The organism is Ancylobacter sp. (genome assembly GCF_965279025.1).
Taxonomy (GTDB): Bacteria; Pseudomonadota; Alphaproteobacteria; order Rhizobiales; family Xanthobacteraceae; genus Ancylobacter.
Genome location: NZ_OZ257132.1, coordinates 2,267,416 through 2,288,392, shown reverse-complemented (window position 1 = coordinate 2,288,392; position 20,977 = coordinate 2,267,416). Strand labels below are relative to the sequence as shown.

The following is a 20,977-nucleotide window of genomic DNA, read 5'->3' as shown; positions in this document are numbered from 1 at the left end:
GCCCCCACGATCGTCGATGTCCCGCACCGTCGAGGACGTCGCCGACGATCCTCGCCAGATTCCCCGGGGCCACGCGGCGCGACCCGCAAACCGCATCCTCCTCGGCCGGCGACTTCGCCGATCATCGTGTCGTTGGCGTCTGCCAGAAGGGCGCACACTCGCCCACGTCACCGCAGCCCGGCCTCGGCATGAAGGCGTCCCGGCTGAAAGTCTCCAAGCGGCTTTTAGGCGTGGTGCGCGGACGTTGAAAACTGAAATTAACAGCAGTTTATACGAAAAATCCTGCGAGCGTGCTCTGCTCGCAGGATCGTCGTCAGCAATTTAAGGCTAATCAGCTACTTGTTCACGTCGGTCCAGATGCGGGTGTAGAGCTCGCTGACGTCCGGCGGGCAGGTGGTGAGGAACTCGCCGGCCTTCTCGAACTGCGCGGGAACCACAAGTTCCGGGGCGTCCTTCATGTCCGCCGGCATGAACGCTTCGGAGCCCTTGATGCCGTTGGCATATTTGGCGAAGGCCGAGATCAGCGCCGCGTTTTCCGGCTCCATGATGAAGTTCATGAACTTCTTGGCGTTCTCCGGGTTCTTGGCGTCCTTCAGGATGGCCACGCTGTCCATGAAGAACGGAAAGCCTTCCTTCGGATAGCCGAAGGTGATGTCGGGGTTTTTGAGACGCGCGCGCATGACGGCGCCGTTCCAGTAATACACCGCCGAGTAGTCGCCGGAGGGCAGCTTCTCGGTGACGGAGTAGTCCATCGCCAGCCACTTCGGCTTGGCGGCGACCAGCGTGTCGCGCACCTTCTTCAGCAGGTCCTTATCGGCCGTGCACCAGTCGCCGCCGAGATATTTGATGGTAGCGAACAGCACGTCGTTCATTTCCGGCGTGACGTTGATCTTGCCGACCAGCTCCTTCGGCGGATCGAGGAAGATCGCCGAGGTGTTGATGTCGCCGCTATACGCCTTCTTGTTGATGCCGATGCCGGTCAGGCCCCACTGCCACGGCACGGTGTAGTGGCGGCCCTTGTCCCACGCGACATCGACCCAGCGCGGATCGACGTTCTTGAAATTCTCCATCTGGTCGGGCCGCGCTTCCAGCAGCAGGCCTTCCTTCACCCAGATCGGCACATAGTTCGAGGACGGCACTACGATATCGAAGCCATGGCCGCCGGCACGCACCTTGGCGAGCGCGGTGTCGTTGGCGTCATAGTCGGTGACCGTGACCTTGACGTCGAATTTCTGCTCGAACTTCTTGATCAGCTCGGGGCTGGTGTAGTCGCCCCAGTTGTAGATGTTGAGCGCGCCTTCGGCGCTGGCGCTGCCCGCAAATCCGAAGATCGCGAGTGCCGCCGTCGCGGCCGTCATCTTCCAGTTCATGCTCCGTCTCCGTCGGCTTGTTATGACCCAGAACTGAGCTAGGTCTTTTTGCGGTTTATGAAGAAGAAAACAGTGACCAGCACCACCGACAACGCCAGAAATGCCGTGGCGATGGCGTTGATTTCGGGGGTGACGGCGCGGCGGATCTGGCCGAGCATGTAGGTCGGCAAGGTGTCCTGGCCGCCGGATTTGACGAATTCGGTGATGACGACGTCGTCCAGCGAGATGACGAAGGCCAGCATGAAGCCGGCGATGATGCCCGGCCGCAGCAACGGCAGCGTCACGCGGCGGAAGGCCATCCACGGCGTGGCGTAGAGATCGGCGGCGGCGCGCTCGAGCGAAGCGTCCATGTTCTCCAGCCGCGCGCGGATCGGCAGATAGGCGAACGGGATACAAAAAGCGGTGTGGGCGAGGATGAGATAGCCGAGCCCGGAATAGCCGGTCCACACCTTGATGCGCGAGAACACGATCAGCAGCGCCACGGCGGTGACGATCTCCGGCACCATCAGCGGCTGGTTGATGAAGGCGTATTTGAAACCGAGCCCACGATACGGCGCGGTGCGCGTGGTCGCGATCGCCGCCATTGTGGCGGCGACGGTGGCGATGCTTGCGGCGAAGCCGGCAATGATCAGCGAGCGCAGCGCCGCGTCCTGCACGGCACTGTTGTTCCAGGCGTCGATGAACCAGCGCATCGACAGCCCGCCCCAGCTCGTCACCGACTCACTGGCGTTGAAGGCATAGGCGACCAGCGTGGCGATCGGCAGATAGAGGAAGGCGAAGGTGAACATCGCGATCGCCGCAAACCCCGGCTGCGCGCGAACGTCGAAGCGCTTGCTAACCATGCTGCGCTCCCGAGCGTGAGGCGTTGCGTACATAGAACATCAACGCGACCATGACCAAAGCCATGACGGTAATCGAAAGAGCCGCGCCCAGCGGCCAATTGCGGCCGGCGCCGAACTGCAGCTCGATGAGGTTGCCGAGCATCATGTTCTTGCCGCCACCGAGCACGCGCGGGATGACATAGGCGGCGAGCGAGGGGATGAAGACCAGGATCGAACCGGCAATGATACCCGGCTTTACCAGCGGAATGATGATGCGCCGGAGCACGGCGAGCCGGCCGGCATAGAGATCGTAGCCGGCCTCGATCAGCCGGAAGTCGATCTTCTCCATGCTAGCATAGAGCGGCAGCACCATCAGCGGCAGGTAGACATAGACCATGCCGAACAGAATCGCCCAGTCGGTGTACATGATCTGCAAGGGCTGATCGATGAGGCCCAGCGCCTTCAGTAGCGTGTTCAGGATGCCCTCGTTGCGGATCACCTGCTGCATCGCGAAGGTGCGAATCAGCAAATTGGTCCAGAATGGGATGGTGATGAGGAACACCCACACCTCGCGCGTGCGTGCCGGGCGGGTCGCGATGAAATAGGCGGTGGGAAAGCCCAGGATCAGCGTCAGCGCCGTGGTGATCAGCGACAGCCGCACCGAACGCCAGAAAATCATCAGATGCGCGTGCGCCACCGAGAGGGTGTCGTCGAACATGTCGCGCTGGAGGAAAACCGAGAACCAGCCGTCGAGCGAAAACTGGCCGAACTTCACGTCGCCATAGTCGCCCTTGGCCATGAAGGAATAGGCCAGCATCACGAACAGCGGGCCGGTCGCGGCGATGAAGATGATGATCAGCGCCGGCGCCGACAGAAGCCAGCGCGAACGGATTTCCTCGCGCTGCGCCTTCCTGCCGCTTTGCGAGCCCTGCGCCATGCTCAGTCCCTCAGCACTTGCGCGGCATCGGCGGCAATCTCGATGCCGGCGCGGTCGCCGACCTGGAAGCCGCAGGACTGGGTACGCGAATTCTGCTGGCGCACCATGAAAGTCTCGCCCCCATCCATCTTGATATGGATATGGGTATCGGTGCCGAAATAGATCACGTTCTCCACCACGCCGGAGAGCTGGCCGCCCTGATGCACCGCGCGGGCATGCTCCGGCCGCACCACGATGGTGACCGCGCCGGTGGGCTGCGCGCCCTCCGCGATGGTCGCCGCGATCTCGGCGCCGGAGGTCAGCCGCACCTTTGCGGCGCCGTCCGCGACGCCAACGATCTGTGCGGAGAGCAGATTTGTCTCGCCGATGAAATCGGCGACGAAGCGGTCGGCCGGCTTGTCATAGATGTCCCAGGGCGAACCGACCTGAAGTACCTTGCCCCGCGACATCACCGCGATGCGGTCGGACATGGTCAGCGCTTCTTCCTGGTCATGCGTGACGAAGACGAAGGTGATGCCGGTCTCCAGCTGCATGCGCTTCAGCTCGATCTGCATTTCCTTGCGCAGCTTGGAATCCAGCGCCGAAAGCGGCTCGTCGAGCAACAGCACTTTCGGGCTGGGCGCCAGCGCACGTGCGAGCGCGACACGCTGGCCCTGACCGCCTGAAATCTGGTCGGTGCGGCGCTGGGCGAGGTCTTCCATCCGCACCAGCTTCAGCATAGCGGCGACGCGCGAGGCGATCTCGGCCTTGGGACGGCCGAGCATCTGAAGGCCGAAGGCGATGTTCTCCCAGACCGTGAGGTGCGGAAACAGCGCGTAGCTCTGGAACACCGTATTGATCGGCCGCTTGAACGGCGGCAGTTCGGCAATGTCCTGCCCGTGCAGGAGGATCGACCCTTCTGTCGGGTATTCGAACCCGGCGATCATCCGCAGAAGCGTGGTCTTGCCGCAGCCGGACGGGCCGAGCAGCGTGAAGAACTCATTCTCGCGAATGGTGATCGATACATTGTCGAGCGCCCGCAGCGCCGCGGGTCCGTGGCCGAATTCCTTGACGATGCCCCTGGCTTCGATGGCGACGCGTTCGTCCTGTGCCTTGGCGGGCTCCAGCATGCTTCTCACTCGTGATCGCTCGCTATGCAGTCGAAGGACGAGATTAGCCTAGGATGTCGGCCGGTCGTCCGGCAAGGCAGTTTCTCAATGCGAATCTACCCATCCGCCATTTGCCCGATCTAGGTTGCGGACGCCGTGTAGCGCAGCGGCGGGCGAAGGTGGAACCAGGGCTGTGCCTCTTCCAATCGCGCGCACAGCCCCATGATCATCTCGTCGCGACCATAAGCTCCGGCGAGGTGAATGCCGACCGGCAGTCCGTCCGCCGTCCAGTGCAGCGGCACTGACGCTGCCGGCTGGCCGGACGCGTTGAAGGCGGCGGTGAAGGGCGAATAGGCGAACACCTGCCGCGGCCCCATGCGGTAATCCACATATTCCTTGGAGCGATGATTGAAGCGTCCGACCACGGCCGGCGGCTCAGCGAGCGTCGCGGTCAGGAACACATCGTAGCGCTCAAGAAACGCGGCCATCTCGCGCCCATAGGCATGCACCTTGTTGATTGCCTCGAGATAATCGGCGCCGCTCACCTTGCCGGCATAGGCGATGGCGGTGCGGGCGACGTCCTCGATCTCGTCATCCCCCAGCGGAGTGCCGCGCCGACGCACCGCACTCTCGACCGACAGCGCCGAGCCGCAGGCGATGATCTTGGTCCAGGCCGCCATCATGCCAGACGTGTCAGCCTCGGGCAGCGCTTCCACGACATCATGGCCGAGAGATTCTAGCAGGCGCGCCGTATTCTCGACTGCCACGCGGCATTCGGGATCAATTGCCTCGCCGGTCAGCGCCGTGGTCGCGAAAGCGATCTTCAGCCGCTTGTCGCGCCGCTCCAACGCACCGACGAAGCTGCCCTCAAGCGATGGCGCCACATAGGGCGCGCCGAGGTCGGCACCCTGCGTGGCGTCGAGCAGCACGGCGGTGTCCCGCACCGAGCGGGTGAGGAAGCCGTCAATGGCCATGCCGGCCCATCCTTCGCCGACATAGGGACCGTCGGGCAGCCGGGCACGCGTTGCCTTGAAACCGAACAGGCCGCAGCTCGACGCAGGAATACGCACCGAGCCGCCGCCATCCGAACCATGCGCAGCCGGCACGATGCCGGACGACACCGCTGCGCCCGAGCCACCAGACGAGCCGCCCGGCGTGTGGTCGAGGTTCCACGGGTTGCGCGTCGGCCCGCCATAAACCGCCGCCTCGGTCACGGGGCCGACGCCGCCCTCGGGGGACGTCGTGCGGCCGAAAGTGACGACGCCGGCCGCCTTGATCCGGGCGTAGATCGCTGAATCCTTTGCGTAGCGCGTATTGGCGAACAGCTTTGAGCCGTTATTCGACGGGAAATCGATCGCCTCGCAGCCGAGGTCCTTGATGAGGAACGGCACGCCCTTGAGCGGCCCGTCCGGCAGGCCCGCCTCGATAAGGCCCCGCGCGACCTGTTCCTGCATCATGGTGACTGCGTTGAGCTGCGGATTGAGCTGCGCCACGCGCTTCAGCGCCTCGTCGAGAAGCTCGCCCGGATTAGTCTCGCCGCGCCGCACCAGATCGGCGATGGCCACGGCATCGCTGGAGTCGTAGAGGTCGGAAATGCTCATGATCGGCTACTCATCGAAGGACAATGGCGCGAGTCGTGGAGTCAGCATGGCACGGCACGGGCGGGCCGCGACAGGCCCGAAATCGATCTCCGGCTGAGGTAGCTATTGCCGCGCAATACCGAGCACACAACTGCACCGAACCAAGTCGTTAGCCTCAAATCGCCACGTGCAACGCGGGAGTCATCCACACAAGACGCCATGATATTATTCGTCGAATGCCCACTTACGCCAGAAGTAAACCTTGCCGAGCGCGTTTTTAACGTCCGGCTTTGGGCGGGTGACTGACCGTCAGCGATTGGGGACGTCAATCGAGCAGCTGACATATCGCCGATGAATGTCGAGGGCAGTAACTGACTCGAAGCGGCCATCGTGGCACACCTGTGCGAACGCCCGCTTTGCGCCGCCCTTTCGGTCATCCAGGTTCGCTTGACGATAACCCACAACCTGCCACTCGGGGCCTACGTACGTTCAGTTTCCTAAAACCGGTTCAACAATGGACCGGGATTGAACCGCCCCTATATTCCTGGACGCCTTCTTCCCTAAATTTGAGGCAAGGAGGCCGATGGGCAAAGCGAATTTCACCGAGGACTTCAGGCGCGACGCCGTCCTTCAAGAATGCTGGCGCTCATATGCGCGGGGTTGTGCAGCGGAGAGCCAACGGCGAGCTTTTCATTTCGCGAAACCTCGTTGCCATGGCCAAGAGTACGCTCAGTTGTGCCGAACCAGGAACCTGTTCCGAAGGTCCAGCCTCAAAAGCATCCCAAGGTCTCGATTCCTGTTTCCCGTGGCACCTCTACCTCATGAATTTCATGTCCCCGAACCCTTGGCCAGGCCTAACGGCTCACGTAGCGCATGATTATATGTAGACATCTGTGATCGTATCTTTTCTCGATGAGGCTGAGTTGCTAGCGTGCCGTAGCGGCAGAATGTCTCGGAGGTGGGCGACTATGGGACGACTGGTCGGCTTCCTAATCACGCTCGCCTTTATGACATTTTCGTCAGGGCCTCCCGGCGCAATGGCTGCCGAGCTGCGGTTCACGGCGGGCGAGTATTCGGGATTTACCCGTCCCTTCCTTGAACGCGTCGCGCGCGATTACGAGGCGCTTCATCCGGGCACGCATATCCAGGTCGAGGTCATCCCGTGGGACAGCTATCTGCAGAAGCTGACGACCGACATCAGTAGCGGCGATCAGCCCGATATTGCCATCTTTCCCACCATGTGGGTCTCCGATCTTGCCGCCGACGGCCTGCTCGAACCGCTGGATCCGCTGGCGACACCGGCGTTCAAGTCGACCTTCATCCCAGCCTTCCTCGTGCCGGCCAGCGTGAACGGCAGGCTGCTCGGGCTGCCGGCCGCGGCTTCTGCCCGCGCCATGCTGGTCAATACCGATCTGCTGGACAAGGCCGGCGTGCCGGCGCCGAAGACCTGGGACGAGCTGCGCACCGCCGCGAAGGCCATTTCGGCCTTGCCCAACACCTATGGGTTCGGGCTGCCGGGCAAGGAAGTCGAGGTCGATACCTATTTCTATTACGCCCTGTGGGGCTTCGGTGGCGAAATCCTCGAGGATGGCAAAAGCGGCCTCGGGTCTCCCGAAGCCATTCGTGCCGCGACGTTCTACATGTCGCTCATCAACGACAAGGCGACCGAGCCCTCGCCCACCGCGCACAGCCGCGAGGACGTGTTCAAGCTGTTCAAGGAAGGCCGCATCGGCATTGTGTTCGCCTATCCGATGCTTGTGCCGCAGCTGAAGGCGGAAGCGCCCGATCTGCGCTATGCCGTCCTGCCGTTCCCGGTGGAGACCCAGCCCGTCACGCTGGGTGTGACCGACGTCCTCACGCTTTCCAGCTCATCGAAGAATCAGAAGACCGCCTGGGAGTTCATGCAGTTCCTGTACGGCGCCAAATACCGTGCCGAGTTCGACCATGCGGAGGGGCTTCTGCCCGTCACGGTGGAAGGCGCCGCCGACAGCTATTACAAGGATAATCCCGACATCGCCGCCTTCGCCGCAGGCCTGGCTCACGCCCGCTTCGCGCCGACCATCAAAGGCTGGTCCGAGTTGTCCGAGATCACTTTGACCTCGCTGCAGACCATGTATCTCGGCCAGAAAACACCCACAGAGGCGATGACGGACGCGGCGCGGCAAATCGATGACGCGCTTGCCCGCAAGTGATGCCCGGCGTCTGCACCACCGACAGACGCTTTTTCTCCTGATTGCCCCCAGCGCCGCGGCCGCCCTTTTCATCACCGTCGTGCCGGTGCTGCTGCTCGTGCGGATGTCGCTCTCCAGCGTGTCTCGCTTCGGTCGAATCGGTGAATTTGTCGGGCTGCGGAGCTTCGCGCGATTGATGGCGGATCCGCTGCTGCCCGATATCGCTCTGCGGACCGTCATCTGGACGGGCACGGTCGTGGCCGGCACCGTTTTCATCGCCCTGCCGACCGCGCTGGTGCTGAACAGGCGATTTTTCGGCCGCGGTCTGGCGCAGTTCCTCGTCCTCGCGCCATGGGCGATCTCCGTCGCCTCGTTTGCGGTGATATGGCGGCGCGTGCTCAGCGACGAGGCCGGGCTATTGAACCAACTGGCCCTGGCCACCGGCCTGATCGAACGCCCGGTGGTCTGGCTCGGCTCTGTCCCGGCCAGCTTCGCCTTCGAGATCCTGGTCGCCGTGCTGGTATCCATACCGTTCAGCACTGTCATCCTGCTGGCGGGGCTTTCTTCCATTCCAGCAACCGTTTCCGAGGCAGCTCGGCTCGATGGCGCGGGTGCCGGGGCGCGGCTGCGTCTGGTCACCCTGCCGCTGCTGAAGCCCTTCATCGGCGTCGTGCTGATCTTCAATGTCGCCTATGTGACGAACTCTTTCCCCATCATCTGGATCATTACCCAGGGGGGACCGGCGAACGGCACCGATATTCTCGTGACCTATCTCTACAAGCTCGCCTTCACCCTCGGCCGGCTCGACGAGGCGGCGGCGCTGTCCTTCCTCCTGTTTTGTGCGTTGGGTGCGCTGACGGTGCTCCTGCTGCGGATGCTGGAGCGTCCCGCTCATGATTAAGCGAAGCGTGCTGTGCTGGTGCGCGCTTTTCCCCCTTATCGTGTTGAATCTTTTTCCGTTTGCCGTCGTGCTCGACACCATCCATCGCCGCGCAGGGGACGGTGACATCGGCACATTCTGGATCGGCATGTGGCACAGGACCGAGGTCGGGACGGCGCTGGTCAACAGCCTTGTCATCGCCGTCGCGACGGCGATGCTGTCGACCCTGCTCGCCTTGCCGGCGGCCTATGCATTGTCGCGCTGGCCATTTCGGGGACGGCGCGCGGCATCCCAAGCCCTTCTCGGCTCTCAGATATTGTCGCCTGTCATGCTGGTGCTGGGACTTTCCCAGATGCTCGCCGGGGCGGGGCTGACCGATACGCGACTGGCGCTGATCGGGATCTACTCGGCGTTCCAGATACCGTTCGCGGTCTGGATGCTCAGGGGCTACATCGACGCCATCCCGGTGGAGCTCGAAGAGGCCGCACGCATCGATGGCGCCTCGCGGCTCCAGATACTCCGCCTCATCGTGCTGCCGCTTTCGTTGCCGGCCATCGCGGTGACGGCAACCTTCGCCTTCATCACCGCCTTCAACGAGTTCGTGCTGGCGCTGACCATCCTGCGCAGCCCGGCCAATTTCACCTTGCCGATCCGGGTCAATGCACTCACGGCGGGACGCTACGCGGTCGATTGGTCAGATGTCATGGCGGCCGTGCTCGTGGCGAGCCTGCCGGTCATGCTGACATTCATCGGGCTCCGGCGCTATATCCTGCGCGGTCTCCGGCTGAGCCTAGGATCGACCTAGCTCCTCGGGCCCCAAACTGGCCGACCCAAATTGTGTCGGGCGCGCCCGATTGGGATAATAGTGTCCAGCTGTCGATACCGGACCGGATTCTTTCTTGCATATTGGACCTTCATGATCGAGCAGGATGCACTTTCGATCGAGCGGATACGTTTCGGGCCCTTCACCTACTTCCCAGCCCAGCAGCTGCTCACGGAAGACGGCAATGTCGTCAATCTCGGCAGCCGCGCGCGCGCCATCCTGTTCGTCCTTCTTGAACATCACGGCGAGGTAGTCACCAAAGGCCATCTCGGTCAGCGCGTATGGCCGGAGACGTTCGTCGAGGAAGCCAATCTTCGGGTGCATATCGCGGCCCTGCGGCGAGCGTTGGGGGATGGCCAGGACGAGCGCCGCTACATCCTCAACGTTTCCGGACGCGGCTACTCGTTCGTGCATCCGGTCGAACGCGAAGGAGCGCAGCCAGCGCGGGAGAAGCCCGCGCGTCCTGTCCCGTCGAACCTCCCGCCTGTGCTGTCCCGCATCGTCGGCCGCAAGGCCACCGTCCAGACCATCGCGTCGCTGCTGAAGGAGCAGCGCTTCGTGTCGCTCGTCGGACCCGGAGGCATCGGAAAGTCTACCGTGGCGATCGCGGTAGCGCACGAGATGGAGGACAGCTTCGGCGATGGCATCTGCTTTGTCGATCTGGCCGCGCTGAGCGATCCGCTCTTGGTGGCTGGTGCGCTTGCCGCCGCGCTTGGCGTAGGCCTGCTCACGGATGCCCCGGTGCAGAGCCTCATCAATGCGACGCGCGGGCAACGGCGTCTGCTGCTGCTGGACAGTTGCGAGCACGTCATTGATGCGGTGGCGAGCCTCGCCGAGCACTTATTCATCCACGGTGGCGAGGGCCTGCACATCCTCGCCACGACACGAGAGCCGTTGCGAGTACGCGGGGAGCGTATCCATCGCCTGTCCGCGCTCGACGCACCACCCTCCGACGCCCATTTGACGAGTGCCGAGGCCCTCCAATATCCGGCGGTACAGCTCTTCGTCGAACGGGCGGCCGCGGCCCTCAACGGGTTTCAGCTGATCGATGCCGAGGCGCCGCTTGTCGCCGATCTGTGCCGCCGCCTGGACGGCATCGCGCTCGCCCTGGAGATCGCCGCAGTGCGGGTCGGGAGCCTGGGCGTGGCGGGTCTGGCGAGCCGGCTCGACGACCGCTTCCGCCTCGAGCTTACAGGGCGCCGAACCGCGCTGCGCCGGCACCAGACCCTGAGCACGATGCTCGACTGGAGCTACCAGCTGCTGTCGCCTTTCGAGCAGCTGGTGCTGAGGCAACTGGCGATACTCGCCGGCAGCTTCACCGTCGACGATGCCATCGCCATCGTCGCCGATGAGGAGGCCACCGACGAGAAAGTCGTCGATGCCCTCGCCGACCTCGTCGAGAAATCGCTAGTGGCGTTCGACATGCACGGGTCGCAGGCGCGCTATCGGCTGCTGGACATGACTCGTGCCTATGCCGTGCTGAAACTCACTGAGAGCGGCAAAGTCGCGCTTCTGCGCCGGCGGCATGCCGAGATATTTCGCGATGCCCTCGACCAGGCAGCTCTCGCCTGGGCGGTTCAACCGGCGCCTGAATGGACACGCGATCACCGCCATCTGATCGACAATGCGCGCGCGGCATTGGAATGGGCATTTTCGCCGGATGGCGATTCCGAGATCGCGGTCGCGCTGACGCTCGGCACGGTTCCGCTGTGGTTCCAGCTGCAGCTTATCAGCGAGGCCCACGGGCAGGTGCGGATGGCGCTGGAGCGCATCGACGGTGCGGGCTGCGCAAAGGTCCAGATGCGCCTCCAGGCAGCGGTTGCCTGGTCGCTCATGCAGATCAAGGGGCAGGTCGAGGAGACGCGGGTGGCCTGGCAGCGGACGCTGCAACTCGCGGAAGACCTCGACGATACCGACTATCAGCTGCGGGCCCTGTGGGGTCTCTGGTCCTATCTGCTCAACCGCAGCCGGTTTCGTGAGGCGCTCGCTCTCGCGCACAACTTCGCTGACATCGCAGCGCGCCGCAGCGACCTGAACGACAGCCATGTCGGGCATCGCATGATCGGCTACATCCTGCATCTGCTCGGCCGGCAGACCGAGGCGCGCCATCACCTCCAGCATATGGTGAACGGGTATGTCGTCCCGGTCACCGGCGATCAGATCATCCGCTTCGTGTTCGAGCAGAAGGTCATGGCCCGCTGCTTCCTGGCACGCATTCTCTGGCTGCAAGGCTCGTTCGACCAGGCTATCTCCGAAGTCGAGGACATCGTGGCCTCGGCGGAGGCGGCCGACGACCGGCTGACGCTTTGCCAGGTGCTGGTACAGGCGGCCTGCCCGGTGGCGCTTTTCGCCGACGACCTGCCTCGGGCGCGGCGCTTCACCACACGGCTCGTCGAGGAATCGGCGCGCGACGGCATCGAGTTCTGGCAGGTTTGGGGGCAGTGTTTCGCCGCAATCATTGCGGTCCGCGAGGGCAATCTGCCAGCGGGCATCAAGCGTCTGGGCGACGCCTTGGAACGGCTGCGCGGCATTTCCTACGGCGTCTACTACATCGTCATACTGGCGGAGTATGCGCAGGCACTCGCAAAAGCGGGTGAGCTGCAGCGGGCCAACGACTGCCTTGCCGAAGCACTGGCACGCTCCGAGGAGAATGAGGAGAGCTGGTTCGCCCCTGAGCTGCGGCGGCTATCGGGTGAGTTCGCCCTCCTTGCCGATGGTCCTCATGCAGCGCTGGAAGCCGAGCGGCACCTGACACAAGCCGTGGAACTCGCACGGCACCAGCAGGCCGTCTTCTGGGAAATCAAGGCGGCGATCAGCCTTTCCCGCCTGTGGCGAACGCAGGGACGCGCCATGGAGGCCGATGCGCTGCTTTCGCCGCTGATCCACCGCTGCGTGAGTGAGGTCGATCAGGTGGTGGTGCGGGAGGCCAAGGAGCTGTCGAGCGAAGCGACGCGGGCTCACCCCTTCAAATAGGCCGGCGCTTCTTCCGAGCCGGCCGCCAGGGAAGGCGGATTTGCGAATTTTAACACGCGCCGCCGAGCGACACTGCTACGTCATTCTTTGGGAACGCAGGATACCTGAAGGCCATAGGCATGAAACCTTCTCAATGGCGTCTGATGGCGCACCCGGAATGTCCGGTCTCGTCGATCGTGGACAAAACAGCCGCCCTGCACGGTGAGGACGCCACCGATTGGAAGGGGGACCAAGTGGAAGAGGCTCTTTCACGCGCGGCTGTCGATCAGCGCGGCCAAATTGCCAATGCGCTTACCGGGATGATGCTTCAAGCGGCGGCCCTGCGCCGTAACTCCATCAATTCCGGGATGAACGACGCCGCCATCACGTCATCCTGCGACCACCTCGTCGAATGCGCCAAGCGCGTCTGGCAGTTGCTCTCCGAGCAGCCGGAGCTGCTCGCATTCGCTGGAGAGCGAACAATGGCGAATTCGGCCGATACCACGCCTAAGGCTAACCAAGTGGCCATTGGCACGCCGGATGAAGCCGTGGCGTTGTCGAGGCTGCCTCGACCCTCTAGGGTCTCGTTGGAGACGTCGCCCGAGACCGCGCCGGGGGGCTTGGCAACAAGCTGATTGGACTGCGCCCTTTCCGATGTCTTCAAAGAGGCTCTGGCCCGAGATTGCGCCAGGGGGCTCGGCAACGAGCGGAAAGGTCTGCGCCCTTTCCCAGAGAGTCTTTTTGACTGAATGGATGACTGATGCTCAGGCACGATCGGCCTCGTTGATCCCGTGCCTGATGGTCCTCGCCGCCCCTTCTCTGCTGTCAGTAACGCCCGCTTGCGAGCGAATTCGACGGCCAGAGGTCGTTAGGATCGCTGCGGGAACCGGACCCTCGAGCGTCTAGCCCTCAGCGGTCCGCTTTCGATGAGACTTTGCAAAAACTCCACGTTGGCTATGACGAGACCGGGCGTGAGCATGACGAGATTCTGATCCTCATCATTCGCGCTGGCCTGTCGGCTCATCGCCCCCATCTAGGACAGTCTCGCCGCGAGCTTGGTCGCAATCTCGTCCAGCGGGCTCTCTTTGCCGGGTCGGACGTCAGCTCGACCGTTCAGGTCCCAGTGGTCGGTTAGCGCCTGCGAGGCGCCGAGGTCGGTCGTGGTTAGCAGGAAGAAGTCGATCGGTTGAGGCATATGCGCCTCAATCCTGCGTCCCGGGCCGAATTGCACCCAACCCCAGTAATCGAGATCGGTCGCGACACCGAGTAGCGCTCGGGAGTAACCTTGGGAAGTGAGGACACCGCGTCATATTCTTTGAGGTCGACGCCAAGGACGGAGCCGAACCGCCGACACTGCGATTTTCAGGCGGCTGCCGTCTGAATATCATCAGGTACTTACGGCAATTCTTCGCGTCAACCTGAAGGGCACTTTTCAAGCACTTAGCGGCGATTTGTCAAACCATGCCGCCGCCCTTTCGGAGGGCACGGCATGAGCGAGATGACCCACGAGCAGGCGTCCGCAATCGCCGCCATCGTCGACCCGCCGACGGGCGCTCCCCGCCCCGGCAATGGCGGCGAGAAACGCCGCCCTCGCCCGCCGGCCAAGGAGCCCTATTCGGGCTGGCTGGCGGACTGTGCGCGGGACGACAAGGGCCAGCCGCTCGGCAACCTGATGAACGCGGCGCACGCCCTGCGCTGCGATCGCGGCATCGCCCAGCTGTTCAGCTTCGACGAGTTCCGCTCGACCATGATGTTGGAGAGCCCGGTGCCCAAGGTCGGCGAGGGCGACGAACTCCCCGATGACGACTTCGTGCCCCGGCAGCTGTGCGACAACGACGTGAACCGGCTGCAGGAGTACCTGCAGGGCGCCGGCCTGCCGCGCCTCGGCAAGGACACGACCTTTCAGGCCGTCGACATCCGGGCGCATGAGCGGGGCTATCACCCCGTGCGCGAGTATCTCGACGGCCTGCCCTGGGATGGCACCCCGCGCGCCGTGACGTGGCTGCAGACCTATCTCGGCTGCGAGAAGACGCTCTACACCTCGCAGATCGGCGCCATGTTCCTCATCGCCATGGTGGCGCGGATCTTGGAGCCCGGCTGCAAGGCCGACTACATGCTGGTGCTCGAAGGGCCGCAGGGCGCCATGAAGTCCACGGCCTGCCGCATCCTCGGCGGCGAGTGGTTCTCCGATAACATGCCCGACATCACCAGCGGCAAGGACGCCAGCCTGCACCTGCGCGGCAAGTGGCTGATCGAGATTGCCGAGCTGTCGGCGATCCGAAAGGCCGAGGATGCGGCGCTGAAGGCCTTCGTGACCCGTTCGATCGAGCGTTACCGCCCGCCCTATGGGCGCATCGAGGTGGAGATACCCCGCCAGTGCATATTCATCGGCACGACGAACAAGGAGACTTATCTGCGCGACGAGACGGGCGGGCGTCGCTACTGGCCGGTGAAGGTCGGCACTATCGACCCGAACGCGCTCGAGCGCGACCGCGACCAGCTCTTTGCCGAGGCCGTTCATCTCTACCGCGCCGGCCGGTCGTGGTGGCCTTCAGCCGAGTTCGAGCGCACGCACATCAAGCCGCAGCAGGAGGCGCGCTTCGAGGCCGACGCCTGGGAGGAGATCATCGCGCCGTGGCTGATCGGCAAGTCGCGGGTGACGATCAAGGACGTCGCCCTCTACGCCCTCTGCATGGACACGCCACGCATTGGCACCAGCGACCAGCGCCGCATTTCCAACTGCCTCGCGCGGATCGGCTGGGGAAACGTGCCGCGCGGACCGAACGGCGAGCGCTGGTTCGGGCCGATCGAGGAAGGGGCGCGGTGATGCTCGTGGATCCGAAGAAGCTGACGCACCCTGACGCACTGACGCACCCGGACGCAGTTTCCAAAACCCCCATGTGTGCGCGCGCATGCCCTTTTACAGAACTGCGTCAGAGTGCGTCAGTGCGTCAGAGTCCGTCAGGACAGGCTGACGATGGGATAGGGCAGAAGCTCCTCGAGTTGGCCAGCCGGGTTCGCCGTTTGGTCCCCTCACATCGTGAGCCCGAGGCGTTCCACGAGGCCAAATCGGAGATCGAGGCGGAGCTGCGGCGGCTGTCGCGGGTCCTCCCCCCGGTCCCTGTATGCGGGAGGCGGGAGCGCTTGAGTTCGCTAGACGGGGCGGGTTTGAGCCCTAAAGTCTCCGGCTTGAGAAAGGGTTGAGAATGCAGGATTTGCATAGCTCCTCCCTCTTCGGCGACGTGACCGCCAAGCCGGTGGAAACCCTCTCCAAGAAGGGCTTTGCCGAGGCGATCGGGGTCTCTGCCGGGCGCGTCTCGCAGATGATCGCCGGCGGGCTTCCCGTCGAGCCGAACGGGCGCATCCATGTGGCGCGGGGCAAGGCGTGGGTGGCGGAAAATGTCGACCCGAACCGCCGCCGCGCCTCGCTCGATGGCCCCGCCCTTCCCTCGGCTTCCGCCTCGATGATGCCGGCCTCTTCCCGTGCCGTGCGCGACGCGGCGGAGGCGGAGATCGCCCGGCTGAAGGCCGAGCGGATGGGGCGGGCGCTGATCGACCGGGCGGCGACGCTGCGCACCATCGAGAGCCGCGCCCGCTTCGAGCGCGACGCCTGGCTGGGCTGGGTGAACCGGGCGGCGCCGGAGATCGCCTCCACCACCGGCGCCGACCTCGCCGCAACCGTCGCCGTGCTGGACCGGCTGGTGCGCGCCCAGCTTATGATGATCGCCAACCTGCCCCTCGCCACCCTCGATGCCGCCGGAGACGACGATGACGAATGACAATGTGAGCTATGAGGGTAAGGAGCTTCGCACCCTGCGCATGAGCGACGTGCTCGCCGCCATGGACCGCCTGCGCGAGCGCTTCGCCGCTCAGGGCGAGCGGGAGTGGGTGCTGGAGCGCACGGGCTTCTGGGAGGTGGCGCGGGAAGACGCCTTCGAGGCGGACAAGCCGGAGGTGGATTCGGCGGACATGATCGACGTGCTGTTCTTCCTGCGGCAGGCCGAGGTGGTGGACGACGCCATCTATCCCGAGCTCCTCGCCAACGTGCTGCGCTTCATCTCCTATCGCGAGGAGTATTGCGGTGACTGACCTTAGCCACGCGACGCTGGCCGACCTCACCGCCGAGCTGGTCGACGCGGCCTGGCGGCGGGGGCTGCGGCCGGAGCTGCAGCTGACCGTGACCGAATGGGCGGACGCCAACCGCACCCTGCCGGGCACCAATGCCGAGCCCGGGCCGTGGCGCACCGCCCGCGTGCCCTATCTCGCCGAGATCATGGACTGCCTCTCCACCGCCTCGCCCGTCGAGCGGGTGGTGCTGATGAAGGGCGCGCAGACCGGCGGCACCGAGGCCGGGCTCAACGCCATCGGCTATTGGGTGGCGCACGCGCCGGGGCTGATCCTCGCCGTGTGGCCGTCCATCGACATGGTGCGGCGTAACTCGCGCACCCGCATCGAGCCGCTGATCGAGGGCACGCCCGCGCTGCGATCGCGTATCGCCCCGGCCCGTTCCAAGGATCCCGGCAATACGGTGGGGCTGAAGGAGTTTCCCGGCGGCGCCCTCATCATGACCGGTGCCAACTCTGCCACGGGCCTGCGCTCCACCCCGGCGCGCTATCTCGTGCTCGACGAGGTGGACGCCTTCCCGGCGGACGCCGATGGCGAGGGCGATCCGGTGGCGCTGGCGGTGCAGCGCACCGTGACCTTCCGGGGGCGGCGCAAGATCTTCCTCATCTCCACCCCGACCGAGGCCGGCGTGTCGCGCATCGAAAAGGCCTATGCCGAGAGCGACCAGCGCCGCTACTTCGTGCCCTGCCCGCATTGCGGCACGCACCAGGCGCTGAGCTGGCGCGGCGTGACCTGGCCGGAGGGAGAGCCGCGCAAGGCGTTCTATGCCTGCGAGGCCTGCGGCGGGGTGATCGAGGAGGCGGACAAGCCGGCCATGCTGGCCAAGGGCGAATGGCGCGCCACGGCGCAGGGCGACGGGCTCACCGCCGGCTTCCACCTCTCGGCGCTGTACTCGCCATTTGAGAGCTGGGGCGAGATCGCCGCCGACTTCCTCACCTCGAAGCGCGACCCGGCCCGGCTGAAGACATGGACCAATCTGAAGCTCGGCGAGGCCTATGAGGACCGGGACATGGCGCCGCTGGCGCCGGACACCCTGCAGGGCCGTGGCCTCGCCTGCGACCCGGCATGGACCGAGCTGCTGCCAGAAGGCGTCGCCGTCATCACCGCCGGCGTCGACACCCAGGACGACCGCATAGAGGTGGAGTTCGTCGGCTGGGGCCGGGGCGAAGCCAGCTGGTCGCTGGACTATGACATCCTGCACGGCGACACCTCGCGCCCCGAAGTGTGGGCGGCGCTGGACCGCCTGCTCGCCCGCCGCTTCCGCCACCCGAAGGCGATCCCCGACCTCCCGATCCTCGCCGTGGCGATCGATTCCGGTGGGCATCGCACCGACCAGGTGATGCGGTTCTCGGCCGAGCGGCTCAACCGCCGGATATGGGCGATCAAGGGGCGAGGCGGCCCCGGCGTGCCGCCCTGGCCGAAGCGCCCGCCCAAGCTGCGCAGCGCCAGCCTCGCCCCGGTGCACATTGTCGGCGTCGACACGCTCAAGCACGGGCTGCTCTCGCGGCTTCGCATCGACGATGGCGGCCCCGGCGCCTGTCACTGGCCGGCGGAGCGCGACTATCTCTGGTTCACCGGCCTCGTCGCCGAGCGCCCCGTGCGCCGCTACACGCGCGGCGTCGCCCGCATCGAATGGGTGCCGGACCCCGGCGTGCGCAACGAGCCGCTCGACTGCCGCGTCTACGCCACGGCCGCCCTGCACGGGCTATACGCCGCCGGGATGAGCCTGGCCGACATGGTGGGGAAGGTGGAGGCGGCGGAGGTGCGGGCGGGAGCTGTGGGCGCGGAAGATCGTGGCGAGGTGGCGCCGCGCCGGGCGCCGGCCGTGGTGCGGTCTAGCTGGGTGGGGTGAGGGGATCATTGCCCCGAGCGCCCTCCCGGCACGCCGTTGCGAACGGCGGCTTTGCCCCCTTCTCCGCCATTGACCCAGCAACAGCCATGGCCCGAAAGCGGACAATCGCGAGGTGAAAGGCGTCGGTACCTTTGCGCCAATCCAGGGGCACCTGAGCGTGTCGAGTCAACCGCCACTGCGGGGCTAACGGGGTAAATCACGCTCTGTTGCCCCCAGGCTTGGTCGGACGAACTGCGGTGAGCGCGTGATGTAGAAGTGACTACTGCATACCAGTACTTTCTCCGTCGGCCCGGGGACGCTAGAAGTCCTTCTCGGGCATTGAAAGGGGTGGGCACATCACAACATCACAACATGTGGCGCGTCTCGAGGAGCAAGTCTCCGTGGCGGAGGCATCTGAAGTCACGGGGCTGCTGATCGACGGGCTGCGTCCTCTTATCGGCCCTCGCTACAGTATCCGTAGGGGCGGCGTCGTAGTCGGTGCCGGAGCCGAAAGTGCGCCTTTGCCTATCGTCATCTTTGCTCCCGACGCCGGAGGGGCGCTCAAAAACGAAGAACCCATTCCAGCGAATACCGCGGCCGTCGTCGTCGATGTCGTCGATGAGCTCGATATAGCTAAGCTTGATGAAGCCTATCGGCGCATCGTGTCCGTAAAAGCGCTGAAAAGGCCGGAGCATCCTGAAACTCCAAACGACGGCTTCGACGCAACTCTTGCCGTGATTTTCGCTCGGCGCTCGGCCGTGCCGATGGAGGCGATCTCGGATCGTCTACAGGCGCTTAACGCCGAGACACCGAGTACCCAATGGCCAGACATTGTCGGGATTGGCGACGCAGGTGTAATTGAATACGCCGTGCAGTTCCCGGGTGAAGCCAAACTGGGCGGCTCTTGGCTGCTTCCTTCTCGCAGGCTGACAGCCGCCCCTGCGATCTACGTCGTCATGATAAAGGGTCCTGCGCCTAGTACCGCCCTCACGCGTACCACCGGACGGATGCTGCAATCCCTCCACCTCTTCCGAAAAGCAGCCGGCCGCCCAGCCGATTTCCATACGTTGGTTGCGCCGTTCACAAACGCGATTGCGACGACCGGGTATCAGTACGACCTCGAAGGCGAACTTCGGCCCGTTCCTCATGAATTTTATAGTGACCGACTTCTGCCGGAGCCACCGCTGCAACTCCTTCCAGCCGGAGGAGGAGAGCCGCTAGGCTCGCTCAGATATCTGCCCTGGCAGGATGGCGGGGCAATTGTGATGAGTGGCCGCTTCCCCCTTCAGGGGATGCTGGTCTTCTCAGGCCTGCCCGCCGAAAGGCAGAGCGTCCTGCGCCGCCCGCCTGACACGCAAGTTTCCTACGTTCTGCCGATGTCTCGTTCGCAGTTCCGGGATTTGCTTCATCTTTTCGAGCAGCGTTCCAATCTGCGGGTCCGGCCACTCCCACAGCAGTTCATCGTTCAAAAAGTGGCCGATGAGGGCACGAGCTCCCCGTATGTCGCGCGTCTCATACTCGGTCTGCTGATCATCCGAGACCTCATTTTCCGGCAAGAGGCTGCGCGCTTGGCGTTCGATGCGACGTTCGAAGGCCTCACGCAGGCCTTGTCGAGCACGCGCGAAGCGGCCAAGGAGGTAACCCGTCTATGGACCGAACATGCTACCGCCGTGCAGACCGGTGAAGCAGTCGAGCGGAATTTCACCACGCTCACGATCCGGCATTCCATCGACCGCGAGCTGCGGCGCGAGACCGAGAATTTCCTTAACAGTTCTGTGAGAGCGCTCAAGCACAACATGCAGACGCTGGCGCGGCAGCTCGGCGTCGAAATCGCCTTCCTGTTCCAGAAGCAAGCCTCCTTTGATGCAGGCTGCGCACGCATAGACCAAACAGACCCCGATCTCGCGAACTACATGCGGGGCACTCGGGGGTGGTCGGAGCAACTCGTCCTCGCCCGAAACGCTATTGAGCATGAAGGGTGGGTGCTGCCCCGCGTGACCTACCGCGACAGCGGCGCGGCCGTCGCAGCCGTTGAACCGGAGATAGATGGCATTCCCGTAACAGCCTTTGTCGCCCGAATGCTGGACCGTTTCTGCTGCTTCATGGAGGACGTCACGGTGCATCTCTTTCAGTCGAAGCTCGAAGCCCCGCTGGCTCTCGCCGAAGTACCCCCCGCCAGCCGGAAGCAGGTCTCGCCTGAGCGATTCGTGGTCACATTCGCCTTGGGCGGACAGGAGCCTTGGCGCCTTGCGTACACCGACACCCCCTTCTTGGAACGCTAGCGGCACGTCTTTCTAAGTGGAAATGGATGCACGAATGAACACGTGCCCGGTTCAGGCCGACCCAAGCCAGTTCAAACTAAACGTATTTTTGGCGGCTATGCCGTGACACGTACTTCG

General features: G+C 64.3%; 15 protein-coding genes. 10 read left to right on the top strand and 5 right to left on the bottom strand.

Features of this window, described 5'->3' with window-relative positions; genetic code table 11:
• Positions 1-335: 335 nt before the first annotated feature.
• The 5 genes from ACQY76_RS10520 to ACQY76_RS10500 all read right to left on the bottom strand — a co-directional run bounded on the left by ACQY76_RS10520 (position 336) and on the right by ACQY76_RS10500 (position 5,817).
• Entirely contained in the window at positions 336-1,370 is a 1,035-nt protein-coding gene (locus ACQY76_RS10520) for an extracellular solute-binding protein (RefSeq protein WP_428032816.1), read from the bottom strand.
• A 38-nt stretch (positions 1,371-1,408) separates the two neighbouring features.
• On the bottom strand, positions 1,409-2,212 hold the full coding sequence (locus ACQY76_RS10515; RefSeq protein WP_428032815.1) for an ABC transporter permease: 804 nt from the start codon (positions 2,210-2,212) through the stop codon (positions 1,409-1,411).
• Positions 2,205-3,128 carry an ABC transporter permease gene (locus tag ACQY76_RS10510; protein ID WP_428032814.1) on the bottom strand — a complete coding sequence of 308 codons (924 nt, stop codon included), beginning with the start codon at positions 3,126-3,128 and terminating at the stop codon, positions 2,205-2,207. Before ACQY76_RS10510 ends, ACQY76_RS10515 begins: the two co-directional genes overlap by 8 nt.
• A 2-nt stretch (positions 3,129-3,130) precedes the next feature.
• Positions 3,131-4,237, bottom strand: coding sequence for an ABC transporter ATP-binding protein (locus ACQY76_RS10505; protein ID WP_428032813.1), 1,107 nt, complete (start codon positions 4,235-4,237; stop codon positions 3,131-3,133).
• 119 nt (positions 4,238-4,356) lie between these two features.
• On the bottom strand, positions 4,357-5,817 hold the full coding sequence (locus ACQY76_RS10500; RefSeq protein WP_428032812.1) for an amidase: 1,461 nt from the start codon (positions 5,815-5,817) through the stop codon (positions 4,357-4,359).
• A gap of 872 nt (positions 5,818-6,689) precedes the next feature.
• Here ACQY76_RS10500 and ACQY76_RS10495 point away from each other — a divergent pair.
• From ACQY76_RS10495 to ACQY76_RS10450, 10 genes are all read left to right on the top strand, one after another.
• Entirely contained in the window at positions 6,690-7,988 is a 1,299-nt protein-coding gene (locus ACQY76_RS10495; RefSeq protein WP_428032811.1) for an ABC transporter substrate-binding protein, read from the top strand.
• On the top strand, positions 7,966-8,868 hold the full coding sequence (locus ACQY76_RS10490; protein WP_428032810.1) for a carbohydrate ABC transporter permease: 903 nt from the start codon (positions 7,966-7,968) through the stop codon (positions 8,866-8,868). Before ACQY76_RS10495 ends, ACQY76_RS10490 begins: the two co-directional genes overlap by 23 nt.
• The gene (locus ACQY76_RS10485; RefSeq protein ID WP_428032809.1) at positions 8,861-9,652 is read left to right on the top strand and encodes a carbohydrate ABC transporter permease; all 792 of its coding nucleotides are present in this window, start codon (positions 8,861-8,863) and stop codon (positions 9,650-9,652) included. Before ACQY76_RS10490 ends, ACQY76_RS10485 begins: the two co-directional genes overlap by 8 nt.
• Before the next feature lie 111 nt (positions 9,653-9,763).
• Positions 9,764-12,643: an ATP-binding protein gene (locus ACQY76_RS10480; protein ID WP_428032808.1), complete on the top strand. Its 2,880-nt coding sequence runs from the start codon at positions 9,764-9,766 to the stop codon at positions 12,641-12,643.
• 119 nt (positions 12,644-12,762) lie between these two features.
• Positions 12,763-13,257 (top strand): hypothetical protein, encoded by a 495-nt coding sequence (locus tag ACQY76_RS10475; protein ID WP_428032807.1) that lies wholly within the window; start codon positions 12,763-12,765, stop codon positions 13,255-13,257.
• An 854-nt stretch (positions 13,258-14,111) separates the two neighbouring features.
• Complete coding sequence (locus tag ACQY76_RS10470; RefSeq protein WP_428032806.1) at positions 14,112-15,449, top strand: VapE domain-containing protein; 1,338 nt, start codon at positions 14,112-14,114, stop codon at positions 15,447-15,449.
• 379 nt (positions 15,450-15,828) lie between these two features.
• The gene (locus ACQY76_RS10465) at positions 15,829-16,401 is read left to right on the top strand and encodes a hypothetical protein (protein WP_428032805.1); all 573 of its coding nucleotides are present in this window, start codon (positions 15,829-15,831) and stop codon (positions 16,399-16,401) included.
• A complete protein-coding gene (locus tag ACQY76_RS10460) occupies positions 16,391-16,711 on the top strand; it encodes a hypothetical protein (RefSeq protein WP_428032804.1) in 321 nt (106 codons plus the stop codon). Before ACQY76_RS10465 ends, ACQY76_RS10460 begins: the two co-directional genes overlap by 11 nt.
• Positions 16,704-18,599: a phage terminase large subunit family protein gene (locus ACQY76_RS10455; protein WP_428032803.1), complete on the top strand. Its 1,896-nt coding sequence runs from the start codon at positions 16,704-16,706 to the stop codon at positions 18,597-18,599. Before ACQY76_RS10460 ends, ACQY76_RS10455 begins: the two co-directional genes overlap by 8 nt.
• Positions 18,600-18,979: 380 nt before the next feature.
• The gene (locus tag ACQY76_RS10450; RefSeq protein ID WP_428032802.1) at positions 18,980-20,860 is read left to right on the top strand and encodes a hypothetical protein; all 1,881 of its coding nucleotides are present in this window, start codon (positions 18,980-18,982) and stop codon (positions 20,858-20,860) included.
• Positions 20,861-20,977 lie beyond the last annotated feature (117 nt).

Bases quoted from the DNA above. Each gene is read 5' to 3' on its own strand.
- ACQY76_RS10520 (WP_428032816.1), bottom strand. From the start codon at position 1,370: ATGAACTGGAAGATGACGGCCGCGACGGCGGCACTCGCGATCTTCGGA.
- ACQY76_RS10515 (WP_428032815.1), bottom strand. From the start codon at position 2,212: ATGGTTAGCAAGCGCTTCGACGTTCGCGCGCAGCCGGGGTTTGCGGCG.
- ACQY76_RS10510 (WP_428032814.1), bottom strand. From the start codon at position 3,128: ATGGCGCAGGGCTCGCAAAGCGGCAGGAAGGCGCAGCGCGAGGAAATC.
- ACQY76_RS10505 (WP_428032813.1), bottom strand. From the start codon at position 4,237: ATGCTGGAGCCCGCCAAGGCACAGGACGAACGCGTCGCCATCGAAGCC.
- ACQY76_RS10500 (WP_428032812.1), bottom strand. From the start codon at position 5,817: ATGAGCATTTCCGACCTCTACGACTCCAGCGATGCCGTGGCCATCGCC.
- ACQY76_RS10490 (WP_428032810.1), top strand. From the start codon at position 7,966: ATGACGCGCTTGCCCGCAAGTGATGCCCGGCGTCTGCACCACCGACAG.
- ACQY76_RS10485 (WP_428032809.1), top strand. From the start codon at position 8,861: ATGATTAAGCGAAGCGTGCTGTGCTGGTGCGCGCTTTTCCCCCTTATC.
- ACQY76_RS10480 (WP_428032808.1), top strand. From the start codon at position 9,764: ATGATCGAGCAGGATGCACTTTCGATCGAGCGGATACGTTTCGGGCCC.
- ACQY76_RS10475 (WP_428032807.1), top strand. From the start codon at position 12,763: ATGAAACCTTCTCAATGGCGTCTGATGGCGCACCCGGAATGTCCGGTC.
- ACQY76_RS10470 (WP_428032806.1), top strand. From the start codon at position 14,112: ATGAGCGAGATGACCCACGAGCAGGCGTCCGCAATCGCCGCCATCGTC.
- ACQY76_RS10465 (WP_428032805.1), top strand. From the start codon at position 15,829: ATGCAGGATTTGCATAGCTCCTCCCTCTTCGGCGACGTGACCGCCAAG.
- ACQY76_RS10460 (WP_428032804.1), top strand. From the start codon at position 16,391: ATGACGAATGACAATGTGAGCTATGAGGGTAAGGAGCTTCGCACCCTG.